The following is a 13,227-nucleotide window of genomic DNA, read 5'->3' as shown; positions in this document are numbered from 1 at the left end:
GGCGCGGCCGGCGCGTGGCGTTCAGGGGCCGGTGACCTGTACCGGTTGCAGGTGCGGGCGTTTGGCGGTGCGGCCGTCGCCTGACGAGCGGCCCTGGAGCCGGCGGACGAGCCATGGTCCCAGGAAGGCGGCCGCCCAGGTCGCCTCGGTGCGGGCGCGCTGCCATGCCGGTACGGGTGGCAGCGGCGGGAGCGGATGGGTCCAGGACCCGTCGCTGCCGGGCAGTTCGAGAACCTCGGCGACGGCCGCGGCGATGCGCGCGTGTCCCAGGGGGCTGACGTGCAGGCGATCGGCGCTCCACAGCCGGGGGTCGGTGGTCACCGGGTGGGTGAAGGTGTCCACCAGAAGGGCGCCGTGGCGGTGCGCCGCCGCCCTGACACGTTCGTTGAAGTCCAGTACGCGGGGCCGCAGGTGCCGGGCGATCGGGACGACCCGGGCGACGTCGGGGAAGGTGAAGGTGACCACGCGTGCGCCGGAGGCGGCGAAAGCGTCCAGCATCGCCTCCAGCTCGGCGGTGACGGCGGGGGCGTCGAATCCCGGCCTGATCAGATCGTTCATGCCCGCCATGACCGTCACCAGGTCCGGCTCCATCGCGAGGGCCGCGTCCGTCTGTTCGGCGCGGATCTGCGCGGCGAGCCGCCCGCGGACCGCGAGGTTGGCGTAGCGGAACCGCGGCTCCTCGGCCGCCAGCTGTTCTGCCAGCCGGTCCGCCCAGCCTCGGTAGCCGGTCTTCTCGTCGCCGTCGTTCAGCCCCTCGGTCTGGCTGTCGCCGACCGCGACGTATCGCAGATGCCTCATCGGCCCACCTTCATCGTCGAACAAGCGATCATGTGCTGACGAAGCCGCTCGGGGCTTCACGTGGTGGCGGCGGAGCGCTGCTCCAGTACGGCCAAGGCCCACTCGCCCCAGTGGTGGTTCTCGCGTTCGAAGGCCAGGCCGCGCATCAGCGTCAGGTACGGGCCGACGCGTTCGGACCGCGACAGGTACTCCTCCTCGCTGCGGCCGTTCAGCAACCGGGCACGGAGCCGTTCGTATCGGGCGATCTTGGCTTGGGCCCAGACCATGCGTTCCTCGACGGCTGCGCGTACGGCCTCGGCGTCGCCGGCGTCCACGGCCTGGACCTTGATCATCAGCTCGTCGCGGATCGCGCCAGGGCGCGGCGGCACGGCGGTGAAGTCGCGCAGCACGCGGCGTCCGGCCTCGGTCAGCGAGAACAATCGCTTGTTGGGGCGACGCTCCTGCTGGATGACCCGTGCCTGGACCAGGCCTTCGGCTCGCATCTTGTCGAGCTCCTTGTACAGCTGCTGGGGTGTGGCCATCCAGAAGTTGGCCACCGACGCGTCGAAACCCTTGGCCAGGTCGTATCCGGACGCTTCGCCCTCCAGAAGCGCGGCCATCACCGCGTAGCGCAACGACATGCGACAACAGTATCGCCAAGTTGATTAGCCGTCTTGTTCCCTAGTCAAAAATGTGACTAGTCGCACGTGTCGTTCTCTGGACGGTGGTCGCACGTCGCAGCTACTGTCTCCCGCGTATAGTCAACAAGTTGAATAGGAGTGGACATGCATCCGTTCCGTCAGGCCGTCGAGGCCCACGACATGGCGGCGGTCGAGGCGCTTCTCGCCGAGAACGTCGTGTTCACCAGCCCGGTCGCCTACCAGCCGTATCAGGGCAAGGCCCTCACGGCGGCGATCGTGCGCGGGGCGGCGCGCGTGTTCGAGGACTTCCGTTACGTCAGGGAGATCGCCGGCGCGGACGGCCGTGACCACGCGTTCGTGTTCGAGGCGAAGGTGAACGGGCGGCAGGTCCATGGCTGCGACTTCCTGCACGTGGACGACGACGGGCTCATCGACGACCTCACGGTGATGGTGCGGCCGTTGTCGGGGGCGAACGCGCTGGCCGAGGCGATGGGCGCGCAGTTCGAGCAGATCAGGCAGGAGGCGCTGGGCGCCTGAACGCCTCAGGGGCGGGCGTCATCGAGTGGCGCGACACCGCACTGACCGCCGCCGCCCGGAGCGGCCCGGCGGCGGGCGACCGTGTCATGCTCAGGCGAGGTCCCTGGCGGTGAGAGCCGCCGCCAGCATGCGTGCCTCGGCCGGCACCATGAGGTCCAGGCCGGTCAGGGCGGTCACCCTGTGGAGCCGGTAGTCAAGCGTGTTGCGGTGGATGTGCAGGTCCTGGGCGGTCTGGCGGCGGTTGTGCCCTCGGTTGACGAAGGCACGAAGGGTGTCGATCAGGTACGGGTGAGCGTTCAGCGGGTCGAGCTTCGCGGCGAGTCTGACGAGCCCGCTGCCGGGCCGGGCCAGCTGGTATTCGACGAGCACGTCGTCGAAGCGGTAGACGCCGGTCGGACGGCCGAGACGCTGGACGATCTCCATGACCCTGCCTGCCTCGTCGGCGGCGTCCGGAAGGAGCGCCGGCTCAGCGGCCCTGGCGGCGGTCGCGAGGACAGGCCGGCCGATGGCCTCCGCGATCCTGGTCACCAGACCCGGAAGGTCGGGCGTTCCGGACAACAGCGCGACGCCTCCCGTGTGGTCCAGCGCGGTGAGCACCGGCGTCCCCGTACAGGCGTCCAGAGCCGACTGCAAGAGCCTCACCGTACGGCGAGCGGCCGGCGGAGCCTGAGGGAACCGCACCTCCACGACCTCGTACGCGGGCGCGATCGTGACCCTGGCCGCCTCCGCGAGCGTTTCGTGCGGTTGGCCCGACAGCAGCGCCCTGACCAGCGCCCGCCGTACCTTTCTGTCGTCGCGGCGGATGTCCTCGTGCGCCTGCAGATGCGCGATGGCGACCGCGGGCAGGGCCGCGCGCAGGCAGCCGAGCAGGTTCGCGCCCGCCTCGACCAGTTCGGCGGGCTCGGCCGTCACCGCCAGGGCCCGCCACCACTCCTGCGCGCCCACGAAGTAGGCGGTGATGACGGCCTCCAGCGGGACCCGCTCCTCAGCTCGCCGCGCCGACCAGGCGATGAGCTCGGTCAGCTCACCGGGATCCAGGACGTCGTCGTCCCGCAGCGCCCGCAGCAGGAGGCCGAGCACCGCCGCGACCGACCTGCTGACCTCCTCGCCCAGGATGTCGTCCGGCACGTCCTGGTAGTAGGGCACCTCGGACCTGCATCGGGCGACCACCGCCGCGGTGAGGTCCCGGACATGCGGAGCCATGCGGGCGTGCAGCTCGAGCATCCAGGGATCGTCACATCGCACAAACCCGTCCGTCAATGATTGCCGCGAGTGCGGAGAGACGGCGGCCTTCCACTCCTTCAAGATGCCGGTCAACGACAAGTGCGCCGGACGAAACACCCGGCTCGCATCGGCACCCCCGCCTCTCGATGACCGCCGTCAGGAGAACGCCCCGTGCTCTGGAGAAGACTGCTCGTCCCGCTGCTCGCCTCAGCCATCGTCCTGGCCGCCGCGCCGTCCACGGCGCACGCCGACACCGGCTTCCCCTCGGTCGGAGGGAACTGGGACGCCCCCGGCCCCTACGCCACCGCCGTCGACGTGGGCCCCGTCACCACGCTGTACTACCCGCGCGACATCGCGCAGAGCCCACGCCGCCACCCGGTCATCGTCTGGGGCAACGGCACGTTCGCCTTTCCCGTGGTCTACCGCCCGCTCCTGCTCCACTGGGCGAGCCACGGGTTCATCGTGGCCGCCGCGAACACCCCTGTGTCCAACCTCGGCGTCTCGATGCGAGCGGGCATCGACCTGCTCGCGCACCGCGACGCCGACCCGAACAGCGTCTTCCACGACCACGTGGACCTGGACCGCGTCGGCGCGTCCGGCCACTCGCAGGGCGGCGCGGCGGCCATCGTCGTCGGCGACGATCCCCGGGTGGACACCATCGTCCCGATCCAGCCCGGGCCGCTGGCCGACGTGGACCACGTGCACGGCCCCATGCTCGCTCTGGCAGGCCAGAACGACAGCATCGTCTGGCCGATCCTGGTGAAGGGCTTCTACGACGACGCCGACCACATCCCGGCGATCTACGGCGAGGTCAGGAACGCCGACCACTTCACCGTCGTGGGGGATCCCGGCCCGTTCGACGGCCCGACGACCGCGTGGTTCCGGTTCCAGCTCATGGACGATGAGGAGGCGCGCGGCGAGTTCTTCGGCTCTGGCTGCCGTATCTGCGCCGACACCGGAACGTGGTCGGACGTTCGCCGCAACCCTCTGGCGCTCCAGGTGCCGGGCCTCGCGCCGTGACGGCGCGGATCGGGAGAGCCCCGAGGCCCTGATCTTCGAGCGCCGACCTCCGGGTGCCTCGGCCCCATGTCCGCGAGGCGGATGGGGCCGAGACACCGGTTTCCTCTGGTGCCTTCGCGAAGGCAGGCCCCGATCGCGCGTTCCAAGGGAGGCGGCGTGCGCTGCACGACGCCGAATGCGGTTGATCGGGCTCTTTCGCGAGATCTACGTGACTTTCGCCGTGGGTTAACCGTGATGTCGCGAGCGCATTCGCCTGTAGGTCCATCCTGGACAGGGGGGAATGCATGATGGCAGTCACCGCCGTGGCCGCGGGGGTATCCGATGGATCGTGACAGCTCGGATCGCACCCGGACGGATCGGAGCAGCGGCACCGTACAGGAAAGGGCCGCGTACGGCGGCACGATGATCGCGCGCACAGGAGCCGCGCTCCTGCTGGTGCCCTGGATCTGGATCGCCTTGTCCGGGGAGTTGCGGGGCCTGCCGCCGGTGGCGTTCGCCGCCTACGTCTCGGTGCTCGTCCTGGCCGTCGCGTCGGCCGTCCTGGGCTGGGCGACGAAACCCGGCTCGCCGCCGGCAGGCCTCGTCGGCCGGTGGGACCGTGAGCGCATGCAGGTGGCGGTGATCGCTCAGTGGCTGCTGGCGATCTTCATCGCCGCCTCGCTCATCGCCTATGTCGTGCTCCCCGAGTGACCCGCCGAGGTCGCAGGCCGAGGAAACCACCCGCCTCCTAGCCGAAGATCCTGTCGCGCGCCGTGTCGAGAGCTGTCAGCACGGCTCCCTGAAGGATCGCGTTACCCGCCACCGTGCTCCCCAGCACCCTCGTCGGAGCCGGTGACAGCTCGCGAAGGCGCTCGCCCACCAGCCCTGCCAGTTCGTCGCCTCCGGCCCGCCCGATCGTGCCGCCGAGCACCACCAGCCCCGGGTCGAGGACCGTGACCATCGCGAACGCGCCCACGGTGATCAGCTTCGCCCACTCCTCGTGATCGAGTCCTCGTGGCACCGAAGCGTCCACGACGTCGCAGAACGTCGCCCCGTTCACGTCCAGGAGCCCGATCTCGCCCGCGCCGCCCGACACGCCTCGCCGCAGCCGGCCGTCCAGCACGACGGCCGCCCCGACGCCGTCGTCGAGCCACAGCAGCACGAAGTCGTCGCTCTCCCTGGCCGCGCCCGTGCGGTGCTCGGCGATGGCGGCCAGGTTCACCTCGTTCTCGAGGATCACAGGAACGCCCAGCCGGTGCCGTACCGACTTCAGGAAGCCCGGCCCCCACCCGGGCACGCCGTTGTCGGACACCAGGTCGCCGCGACGTGGATCGACCAGGCCCGGCGCACCGATCACCACTGTGTCCAGCGCGCGGCCTCCGGCGGCCGCGGCGACCGCGCTCTCCACGAGCGCGGCCAGGTCCACAGGCTCGGGGCGGGACTCTCCCGCCGTTCCCGGGATGTCGCGGACGGCGGTGCCGAGCGTGGTTCCCGTGATGTCGGCGACCTCCACGTTGACCGACACACGCCGCAGGTCCACGCCTGCCACGTGGGCGCGACCCGCCACGATCCCGTACAGGCGGGCCTTCGGCCCCCGGCGGTCCCCGCCGCACTCGCCGGTCGCCTCGATCAGCCCGCCGTCCATGAGCCGCTCGATCAGGTCGGAGACGGTCGGTCTCGACAGGCCGGTCAGCGCACGCAGTTGGGGGGCGGTCAGCGGGCCGCGTTCCAGCAGCAGGTCCAGGGCGAGCCGGTCGTTGATCGCGCGGGCCATGGCCGGGGTCGCAGTCTTCACCCTGGACATAATAATCAGGGAGCCTGCCTATTACATCTTTTCATCAGGAAGGCTTCCTGATAATTTCTCGGCCATGAGCCCCCATCGCGCCATCGCCGCCGTGTTCGCCGTCCACGGCGCCGTCGCGGGCAGCCTGGCCACCCGCATCCCCTGGATCCAGGATCACCTCGGCCTCGGCGCCGCGACGCTCGGACTGGCCCTGCTCTGCCCATCGATCGGCGCGTTCGTCGCCATGCCCATGGCCAGTCGCCTCAGCTACCGCCTCGGCGGCGCCACCACGACCAGGATCCTGCTCGCGCTGTGGTGCGTCGTGCTCGCGCTGCCCGCGCTCGCTCCCGCGCCCGCCGCGCTGTTCGCCGTCTTCCTCCTGTACGGCACGGCCGCGGGCATGTGCGACGTGGTCATGAACGCCCACGGCGTCGTCCTGGAACGGCACCTGCGACGCCCGATCATCTCCGGACTGCACGGCATGTGGTGCCTGGGCAGCCTCGCCGGCGGCGGTCTCGGCGTCCTGGCCGCCCATACGGAGACCGACGCCAGAGTGCACCTCGGCACGATGGCGCTGCTCCTGCTCGTCGTCGGCGTCATCGCGGGTCGCGGGCTGTACCGTGAGCGCTCGGACGGCGCCGAGCCCGCACCCCGCCGTTTCGCCCTCCCGCCGAAGGCGGTCCTGGCCATCGGCGTGGTCGGCTTCTGCGGAACCTTCGTCGAGGGTGCGAGCGCGAACTGGACCGCCGTCTACCTGACCGAGGTCGCGGCCGCGGGCCCCGGCATGGCCGCCGCCGGCTACACGATCTTCATGTTGTGCATGGCGGGCGCCCGGCTGGCCGGTGACCGGCTGGTCCACCGGTTCGGGCCGGTGGCGGTCGTCAGGGTGGGCGGCGCGCTGGCCGCCGTGGGCGGGGTCATGGTGGTCGTCGCCCGCACGCCGCTGCTGTGCGTCGCCGGGTTCGCGCTGATCGGGCTGGGTGTGGCGGCCATCGTGCCGCTCGTGTTCGCCGCCGCGGGCCACGCGGGTCCGACACCCGGCGAGGGGGTGGCCGGAGTCGCGACCATCACGTATCTGTCGGGCCTGACGGCTCCGGCGGTCACCGGCTGGGTCGCGGGCGGCATCTCCTATCCCGCGGCCTTCGCGTTGATCACCGCGGTGGCCGTCCTGATGGTCCTGCTGTCGGCGGTCATGCGGCCGCGCGTGCGTCCGACCCCCGCGGCGGAGCTCACCCCGACCGGAGTGTGACCTCTCACGACCCGTCCCTCTGTCCGGGTCGCCTCGCTGTCCAGGCTGTCCCGCTGCGCGGCCCGTCCCCGCCGTCCGGGTCGTCTGGCCGTCGGGTCGTCCCGCGTCAGTCCGAGCGCTGGGCGATGAGCAGGCCCAAGCCGTCCAGGATGCGTTGCAGGCCGAACTCGAGTGCCTGGTCGTGTCCGCCATGCCGGCTCGCCGAGGTCAGCGCGGCGGCGATGGCGGGGTAGCGCTCGGCGTGCGCCTGCATCAGCTCTCCAAGCGCGCCAGAGAACTGCGCCTCGGGGCCGCCCGCGGGGCCCGCCGCCTGTGCTTGCTGCGCGATCCCGCGCACGTGACCGGCCAGCAGGACCACGGCGTCGAGCCGCTCGGCGCCCGTGAGGCCGGAGCCGTCCAGCGCGCCGACGGCCAGCTCCATCCACGCGAGCTCCCTGGGCCCGGGGACCCTGGGGCCCACCATGGCGTCCAGTAGCCAGGGGTGTCGTTGGAAGACGGTGACGAGCCGGCGGGACCAGTCGGCGAGTCGCTCCCGCCAGCCGCTGCCCGGCCCGCTCAGGGGCGGGGCCTCACCGATCGCGGCCTCGACCATCAACGCCACCAGTTCGGCCTTGCCGGGCACGTACCGGTAGAGCGCCATCTTGGTGACATCGAGCAGCCCGGCGACCCGCTGCATCGACACGGCGGCCAGGCCCTCCGCGTCAGCGATCTCCGCGCCGGCCCGCGCGATGCGGTCCAGGCTCAGCGCCGGTTTGGGTCCGCGTGACGGCTTCGGATGCGGGCCCCACAGCAGCCGTGCGGCCGGACTCTGCTCGTCGCTCATCTCTCCACTCCTGTCCCCGCCCTCTTGCGACCCGCCAAAAACTGTGTCTATCGTACACACTTAATAATCAGTGTCCGGCAGACACAGTTTTTGGAGTGGTGCCCATGAGCAAGAACGTCCTCATTTCCGGCGCGAGCATCGCGGGACCGGCGCTGGCCTACTGGCTGGGGTGCTACGGGTTCCACCCCACCGTGGTCGAACTGGCGCCGGCCCTGCGCGAAGGCGGCCAGGCCGTCGACTTCCGCGGCGAGACCCACCTGACGGTTCTGGAGCGGATGGGCGTCCTCGCGGAGCTGCGCCGGCTCCAGACCGGCGGCAGCCCGATGCGCTTCGTCGACGAACACGGCCGCGAGCTGCTGCGCCTGCCTGACGAGGTCGCCGGCGGCGACGTCGAGGTACTGCGCGGCGACCTGGCCAGGGTGCTCTACGAGCGCAGCCTCCCGCACACCGAGTACATCTTCGGCGACTCGATCACCAGCCTCACCGAGACCGCCGAGGGCGTGCTGGTCCGCTTCCGGTACGGTCCGCCCCGGAAGTTCGACCTCGTGATCGGTGCGGACGGCCTGCACTCCAACGTGCGCAGGCTCGCCTTCGGTCCCGAGGAGGGATTCGTCCGCCACCTCGGCTACCACGCCGCCACCTGGCACCTGCCCAACTACCTGGACCTCGGGCCTGGCTTGGTCGGCTACAACACGCCTGGCCGCCTGGCCGGCGTCGGCGGCGACCACAGGGACGCGACGAAGGCCGGCGCCTTCTTCGTCTTCGCCGCACCCCGCATCACCTACGACCGCCACGACCAGGAACAGCAGAAGGCGCTGATCGCCGAGGCCTTCGCGGGCCTCGGCTGGGAGGTGCCGCGACTCCTCGAGTCCCTGCGGCAGGCCCCGGAGCTCTACTTCGACTCGATCAGCAGGGTGGACGTGGGCGCGTGGTCCAAGGGGCGGATCGGCCTGGTCGGCGACGCGGCCTGCGGCGCGACCATCGGCGGCATGGGCAGCGGGACCGGAGTGGTGGCCGCCTACGTGCTGGCCGGCGAACTCGCACTGGCCGAGGGCGACCACCGGACGGCCTTCACACGGTACGAGAAGACGTTGCGCGGCTACGCCGAGAGCTGCCAGAAGGGCGGCGCCCGCACGGGGAGGTTCCTCGCCCCCGGCACCGCGACCGGCCTTCGCCTTCGCAACGGCCTGCTGAACAGGCGGTCCGTCATGAACTGGATGCTCAAGGAAGGGCAGAAGGTCAGCACGGTCGCCCTGCCCGACTACCGAGCCGAGCTGAGCCGCCCCAGGCGGTGACCGTGGCCGCCCGTCCACCTGGGCAGGCCGTCCGGGGACGCGTTTCACCGACCGCGCAAACGCCTGCCCCCTCCGCCCTGCCCCGCACACAGCTGACCGCACCACCGCTCGACCTCGCCGTACAGGTCGCCGGCACGCCCGCGCCCGGACGGGCCTCCCGCTCGGGCCTCGGCAAGGGCGTGCGCGACGCCGGCCACGCCCGCGCCCCGGACGGGCCGCTTCGATCCCGCACCGCGGAACCACGAGGTGGCCGCGTCGGGGATGCCATGGGAGGGTCGCCTCCGGCGTGACCGGCGCCGCCCTCCCGTGGAGTAGAGGATCAGAGGGTCAGGGGATCAAGAGCAGTTTGCCCGTCGTGCGCCTGGCAGCCAGGTCCTCGTGTGCCTGCCGAGCCTCGGCCAGCGGGTAGCGGCGGGACACGGTCACCTTCAGCTCGCCCCTGCCGATCCACCCGAACACGTCGGCCGCCCGGCTCAGCAACTCGTCGCGTTCGGCGATGTGGTGCACGAGCGAAGGTCTGGCCAGGAACAACGATCCCCGCGAGGTGAGCGCCTGCGAGTCGAACGACGGCACGGGCCCGCTCGCCACGCCGTACACGGCCACCACGCCACGCGGGCGCGCCGAGGCGAGGCTGCCCTCGAAGGTCGCCTTGCCGATCCCGTCGTAGACGGCGTCCACACCAGGCGGTGCGAGCCGCTTCACCTGCTCGGCGAACCCCTCGTAGCCGATCACCTCGTCCGCGCCGGCCTCGCGGGCCGCCTTCTCCTTCTCCGGGGTGGACACCGTGCCGATCACACGGGCGCCGCGCAGCTTGGCGAGCTGGGTGAGCAGCAGGCCCATGCCGCCGGCCGCGGCGTGGATCAGCACGGTGTCGCCCTGCTTCACCTCGTGGGTGGTGTGCGTCAGGTAGTGGGCGGTCAGCCCCTGGAGCAACGAGGCCGCGGCGACCTCGAACGACACGTCCTCGGGAATCGGGACCAGCCGGTCGGCCGGCACCAGGGCCCGCTCCGCGTAACTCCCCAGCACGTTGACCCAGGCGACCCTGTCGCCCACGGCCACCCCTTCGACACCCGGACCGAGCGCGGTCACCGTGCCCGCGCCCTCCGACCCGATGGACGTCGGGAGCGGCACCGGGTACACCCCCGACCTGTGGTAGATGTCGACGAAGTTGACGCCGCTCGCGGCGACGTCGACGAGCACCTCTCCCCGGCCTGGCACGGGGTCCTGCAGCTCGCGGTGGTCAAGGACTTCTGGTCCGCCCTGGGCGGTGATGACAATGGCACGCATACTGCTGATGAACCCGTCAGATCCGGTAGGGATTCCCGGCTTCTGGGCCGCCCTTGACCTCGGTGGCCCCACGCGCGTGGTGGTTCCTGCACCCGATCGAAGGAGCCGTTGCGGTCGCTCCGGCCCGTGGATACGCATCGATCTCCTCCCGTGAGGTGCGGGGAGTCAGCTGAGCAGGTGCAGAACTCGTTCGGCCTGGCGTTCCAGGGTGCCTGCCGGATTGTGGGGTGTGGCCGGCCCATCGGGGCCGAGCATGAGGAACCACCCCAGCGCGAACAGGCGACGAAACTCCCGCACGCGCTCGGCTTCCTGCCGGGTCAGGTCGACGCAGGCAAGCAGCCGCTCTGCGTCCAGGACACCGTCGACGCGGGAGATGTGCTCGGCTACCTCGCCCAGTTCGAAGGCGCGATCACTGCGACCGGAGTCTTCCCAGTCGATGAGCCGCACCTGGTGCTCATCCCACAGGTAGTTGGCATGGTTTCCGTCAGCCAAGCCGAGGACGGGCGTCAGCGGGTTCGTGGTGAGTTCGTCCGGCGCGCAGGAGGCGAGCCAGGCGGCACCCGCGTGGACCGCCTGCCGTACGAGGGGGTCCTCGCCAAGGTCGGGTCGCTTGTCGGCCCAGGCGCGGACCTTGCTCACGGCCAGGGCGGGTCGCCAAGCGGCGGGCTCGACCGCCTCGACCACGTGAGCGGGAATCTCGTGGTGCAACCGGTTCAGAGCCGCGGCCATCGCGCGGATCTGCTCTTCGGTGACGTGCTCGCCACGCAGGACACGGCCGGGCAGCCGGGTCATCACGATCGCGGGGGGACATGTCTCGAACTCGGCTCGGACAGGCGTGGGCGCGAGGCCTGGCACGTGTTCGGCGAGGAGCGTCAGCGCCGCCCACTCTCGGTGGGGTTCTCCTCGATCCCACGACGTGTATCGCTTGGTCACGACGTCGTCGCCGAGTTCAAGGTCGTGCGTGCTGAAGCGGTCGCTCACCATTTCGGTCCCTCTGTCGAAGGGAAGATCTCCAGTCGGCTGCTTCGGAAACTCCCCCTCAGAACGACCACATACTATGCGCATTGACAGATGATAAGCAGATGATGATGATATTTGTATGCTTATCAATCAGGATGGCATCAGGGAGCTTGACCGCCGTGCCGTGATGGCCGGCGTCGCGGTGGTGGGAAAGGCGACGGGCGAGGACCTCGGGCGGCCGACCCCGTGCGCGGGCTGGACGCTGGCGGATCTGCTGGCCCACATGATCGCCCAGCATCGCGGGTTCGCCGCCGCGGCCAGAGGAGAGGGCGCGGACCTCGCGGCCTGGCGGGTCCCTTCGCCGGACGAGGACGTGCTGCAGGAGTACGGCCGGGCCGCGTTGCACGTGATCGACGCCTTCGCCCAGGACGGGGTGCTGGAGCGCGAGTTCGCCCTCCCGGAGTTCGGCTCCCACGCGGTGTTCCCCGGCGCGCGGGCCATCGGCTTCCACTTCATCGACTACCTGGTGCACGGATGGGACGTCGCCGTGACGTTGGGCATCGACTACGTGGTGGCGGACGATCTGGTGGAGGCCGCCTGGCCGATCGCTCAGGCGGTCCCTGACGACGAACGGCGGCTGGCGCCCGGATCCGCGTTCCGTCCAGGCGTGACCGCGCCGGAGGAGGCCACCCGCTTCGAGCGGATCCTCGCCATGCTCGGCCGTACCCCTGACGGGCGCGGTTGACGCGCCCTACGCGCGAGCGGGGCGGCCCTCCAGAAGGTGGACGATCTCGGCATGCCCGGTGCCGAGGGGCGTCTCCGAACGCAACTGGCCGCTGCTGTCGTGCACCTCGGCCACGACCCGTTCGCCGCCGCCTTCCGCATCCTCGCGGCGGACGGTGATCCGCGCCCCCTCGGAGGCGTACTGCCGCGCCCTGTCGCGCACGACCGCCTCGATGTCCTGGCCGGCGTACTCGCGGGCCAGTTCGATGGGACGCAGGCCCTGACCATCGGCGATCGTGGGATCGGCTCCGTGGTCGAGCAGCGTCCTGACCACGGCCGCCGCGCCGTACCGTGCGGCGTGCACGAGGGGGGTGCCTCCGGCGCCGTCGCGGATGTCAGGGCCGGCGCCCCTGTCGAGCAGCACCGACACGACGGCGAGATGGTCCTTCGCGGACGCCCAGTGCAGAGCGGCCATCCCGTGCCGGTCGCGATCCTCGAGCCTGTCGGGGTCGGCCCCTCCGTCGAGCAGCGCGACCACCGCGTCGAGGTGCCCCCAGCACGCGGCGGCGCACAGCGGCAGGCCTTCGCTCTCGGCGCCGCTCTCCCTGTCGGGATCGGCCCCGGCGGCCAGCAGCATGCGCACGATACCGGCTTCCCCTCGCACGGCTGCCCGGTAGAGGGCCGTGGCGCCCTCGTCGTCGGGCTGGTCGGGGGACGCGCCGCCGTCCAGCACCCGCCGGACCTCGTCGTCGCCCTCGAACGTCGCCGCCGTCACCAGTTCGCTCTCCGTCACCCGGCCCAGTGTGTACGGCGGCGCCGTCGACCTCCACCGATTTTCCGCCAGGCCTCTCCGCCGAGCGCCTTTGCCCGCACCCTTCGCGAGGGAAGCGCCCGCACCCCTTCGCGAGGGAAGCGCCCGCACCCCTTCG

The 13,227-nt window shown here is 71.2% G+C and carries 14 protein-coding genes; 6 read left to right on the top strand and 8 right to left on the bottom strand.

Annotated elements, in window-relative coordinates; translation table 11 throughout:
- Positions 1–21 precede the first annotated feature (21 nt).
- Positions 22–798, bottom strand: a complete 777-nt coding sequence (locus ACFSKW_RS00885; protein ID WP_379568045.1) for an SGNH/GDSL hydrolase family protein — start codon at positions 796–798, stop codon at positions 22–24.
- A 56-nt stretch (positions 799–854) separates the two neighbouring features.
- Complete coding sequence (locus ACFSKW_RS00880; RefSeq protein ID WP_379568043.1) at positions 855–1,418, bottom strand: PadR family transcriptional regulator; 564 nt, start codon at positions 1,416–1,418, stop codon at positions 855–857.
- 144 nt (positions 1,419–1,562) lie between these two features.
- Here ACFSKW_RS00880 and ACFSKW_RS00875 point away from each other — a divergent pair, with 144 nt between their 5' ends.
- Complete coding sequence (locus ACFSKW_RS00875) at positions 1,563–1,955, top strand: nuclear transport factor 2 family protein (RefSeq protein WP_379568042.1); 393 nt, start codon at positions 1,563–1,565, stop codon at positions 1,953–1,955.
- A 90-nt stretch (positions 1,956–2,045) separates the two neighbouring features.
- Here the strand turns inward: ACFSKW_RS00875 and ACFSKW_RS00870 are convergent, their stop codons facing one another.
- Positions 2,046–3,179, bottom strand: coding sequence for a PucR family transcriptional regulator (locus tag ACFSKW_RS00870; protein WP_379568041.1), 1,134 nt, complete (start codon positions 3,177–3,179; stop codon positions 2,046–2,048).
- A gap of 171 nt (positions 3,180–3,350) precedes the next feature.
- Here ACFSKW_RS00870 and ACFSKW_RS00865 point away from each other — a divergent pair, with 171 nt between their 5' ends.
- Together ACFSKW_RS00865 and ACFSKW_RS00860 are read left to right on the top strand one after the other, a co-directional pair.
- Positions 3,351–4,199 (top strand): poly(ethylene terephthalate) hydrolase family protein, encoded by an 849-nt coding sequence (locus ACFSKW_RS00865; protein WP_379568039.1) that lies wholly within the window; start codon positions 3,351–3,353, stop codon positions 4,197–4,199.
- Positions 4,200–4,601: 402 nt separating this feature from the next.
- On the top strand, positions 4,602–4,889 hold the full coding sequence (locus ACFSKW_RS00860) for a hypothetical protein (protein WP_379568037.1): 288 nt from the start codon (positions 4,602–4,604) through the stop codon (positions 4,887–4,889).
- A gap of 37 nt (positions 4,890–4,926) precedes the next feature.
- On the opposite strand, the gene ACFSKW_RS00855 is transcribed toward ACFSKW_RS00860, so the two are convergent.
- On the bottom strand, positions 4,927–5,973 hold the full coding sequence (locus ACFSKW_RS00855; RefSeq protein ID WP_379568035.1) for an ROK family transcriptional regulator: 1,047 nt from the start codon (positions 5,971–5,973) through the stop codon (positions 4,927–4,929).
- A 73-nt stretch (positions 5,974–6,046) separates the two neighbouring features.
- Here ACFSKW_RS00855 and ACFSKW_RS00850 point away from each other — a divergent pair, with 73 nt between their 5' ends.
- Positions 6,047–7,210, top strand: a complete 1,164-nt coding sequence (locus ACFSKW_RS00850; RefSeq protein WP_379568033.1) for an MFS transporter — start codon at positions 6,047–6,049, stop codon at positions 7,208–7,210.
- A gap of 106 nt (positions 7,211–7,316) precedes the next feature.
- On the opposite strand, the gene ACFSKW_RS00845 is transcribed toward ACFSKW_RS00850, so the two are convergent.
- On the bottom strand, positions 7,317–8,033 hold the full coding sequence (locus ACFSKW_RS00845) for a TetR/AcrR family transcriptional regulator (protein WP_379568031.1): 717 nt from the start codon (positions 8,031–8,033) through the stop codon (positions 7,317–7,319).
- A gap of 104 nt (positions 8,034–8,137) precedes the next feature.
- Here ACFSKW_RS00845 and ACFSKW_RS00840 point away from each other — a divergent pair, with 104 nt between their 5' ends.
- Complete coding sequence (locus ACFSKW_RS00840) at positions 8,138–9,328, top strand: FAD-dependent monooxygenase (RefSeq protein WP_379568029.1); 1,191 nt, start codon at positions 8,138–8,140, stop codon at positions 9,326–9,328.
- Between the two features lie 327 nt (positions 9,329–9,655).
- On the opposite strand, the gene ACFSKW_RS00835 is transcribed toward ACFSKW_RS00840, so the two are convergent.
- Both ACFSKW_RS00835 and ACFSKW_RS00830 read right to left on the bottom strand, forming a co-directional pair.
- Positions 9,656–10,615, bottom strand: coding sequence for a quinone oxidoreductase family protein (locus ACFSKW_RS00835; RefSeq protein WP_379568027.1), 960 nt, complete (start codon positions 10,613–10,615; stop codon positions 9,656–9,658).
- Positions 10,616–10,780: 165 nt separating this feature from the next.
- Positions 10,781–11,599 carry a phosphotransferase family protein gene (locus ACFSKW_RS00830; protein ID WP_379568025.1) on the bottom strand — a complete coding sequence of 273 codons (819 nt, stop codon included), beginning with the start codon at positions 11,597–11,599 and terminating at the stop codon, positions 10,781–10,783.
- 115 nt (positions 11,600–11,714) lie between these two features.
- On the opposite strand from ACFSKW_RS00830, the gene ACFSKW_RS00825 reads away from it, so the two are divergent.
- Positions 11,715–12,320, top strand: coding sequence for a TIGR03086 family metal-binding protein (locus ACFSKW_RS00825; protein ID WP_379568023.1), 606 nt, complete (start codon positions 11,715–11,717; stop codon positions 12,318–12,320).
- Between the two features lie 6 nt (positions 12,321–12,326).
- Here ACFSKW_RS00825 and ACFSKW_RS00820 read toward each other — a convergent pair whose 3' ends face one another.
- Positions 12,327–13,091, bottom strand: coding sequence for an ankyrin repeat domain-containing protein (locus ACFSKW_RS00820; protein ID WP_379568021.1), 765 nt, complete (start codon positions 13,089–13,091; stop codon positions 12,327–12,329).
- Positions 13,092–13,227: the final 136 nt, after the last annotated feature.

This window comes from Nonomuraea mangrovi (assembly GCF_042681425.1).
In the GTDB taxonomy this organism is placed as follows: Bacteria; Actinomycetota; Actinomycetes; order Streptosporangiales; family Streptosporangiaceae; genus Nonomuraea; species Nonomuraea mangrovi.
The sequence above is the reverse complement of the archived record's forward strand: the minus strand, read 5'-3'. Positions and strand labels throughout refer to the sequence as shown.

Excerpts from the sequence above, each read along its gene's own strand:
- ACFSKW_RS00835 (WP_379568027.1), bottom strand. The coding sequence starts at position 10,615 with ATGCGTGCCATTGTCATCACCGCCCAGGGCGGACCAGAAGTCCTTGAC.
- ACFSKW_RS00845 (WP_379568031.1), bottom strand. The coding sequence starts at position 8,033 with ATGAGCGACGAGCAGAGTCCGGCCGCACGGCTGCTGTGGGGCCCGCAT.
- ACFSKW_RS00830 (WP_379568025.1), bottom strand. The coding sequence starts at position 11,599 with ATGGTGAGCGACCGCTTCAGCACGCACGACCTTGAACTCGGCGACGAC.
- ACFSKW_RS00875 (WP_379568042.1), top strand. The coding sequence starts at position 1,563 with ATGCATCCGTTCCGTCAGGCCGTCGAGGCCCACGACATGGCGGCGGTC.
- ACFSKW_RS00880 (WP_379568043.1), bottom strand. The coding sequence starts at position 1,418 with ATGTCGTTGCGCTACGCGGTGATGGCCGCGCTTCTGGAGGGCGAAGCG.
- ACFSKW_RS00870 (WP_379568041.1), bottom strand. The coding sequence starts at position 3,179 with ATGCTCGAGCTGCACGCCCGCATGGCTCCGCATGTCCGGGACCTCACC.
- ACFSKW_RS00825 (WP_379568023.1), top strand. The coding sequence starts at position 11,715 with ATGCTTATCAATCAGGATGGCATCAGGGAGCTTGACCGCCGTGCCGTG.
- ACFSKW_RS00840 (WP_379568029.1), top strand. The coding sequence starts at position 8,138 with ATGAGCAAGAACGTCCTCATTTCCGGCGCGAGCATCGCGGGACCGGCG.
- ACFSKW_RS00860 (WP_379568037.1), top strand. The coding sequence starts at position 4,602 with ATGATCGCGCGCACAGGAGCCGCGCTCCTGCTGGTGCCCTGGATCTGG.
- ACFSKW_RS00885 (WP_379568045.1), bottom strand. The coding sequence starts at position 798 with ATGAGGCATCTGCGATACGTCGCGGTCGGCGACAGCCAGACCGAGGGG.
- ACFSKW_RS00850 (WP_379568033.1), top strand. The coding sequence starts at position 6,047 with ATGAGCCCCCATCGCGCCATCGCCGCCGTGTTCGCCGTCCACGGCGCC.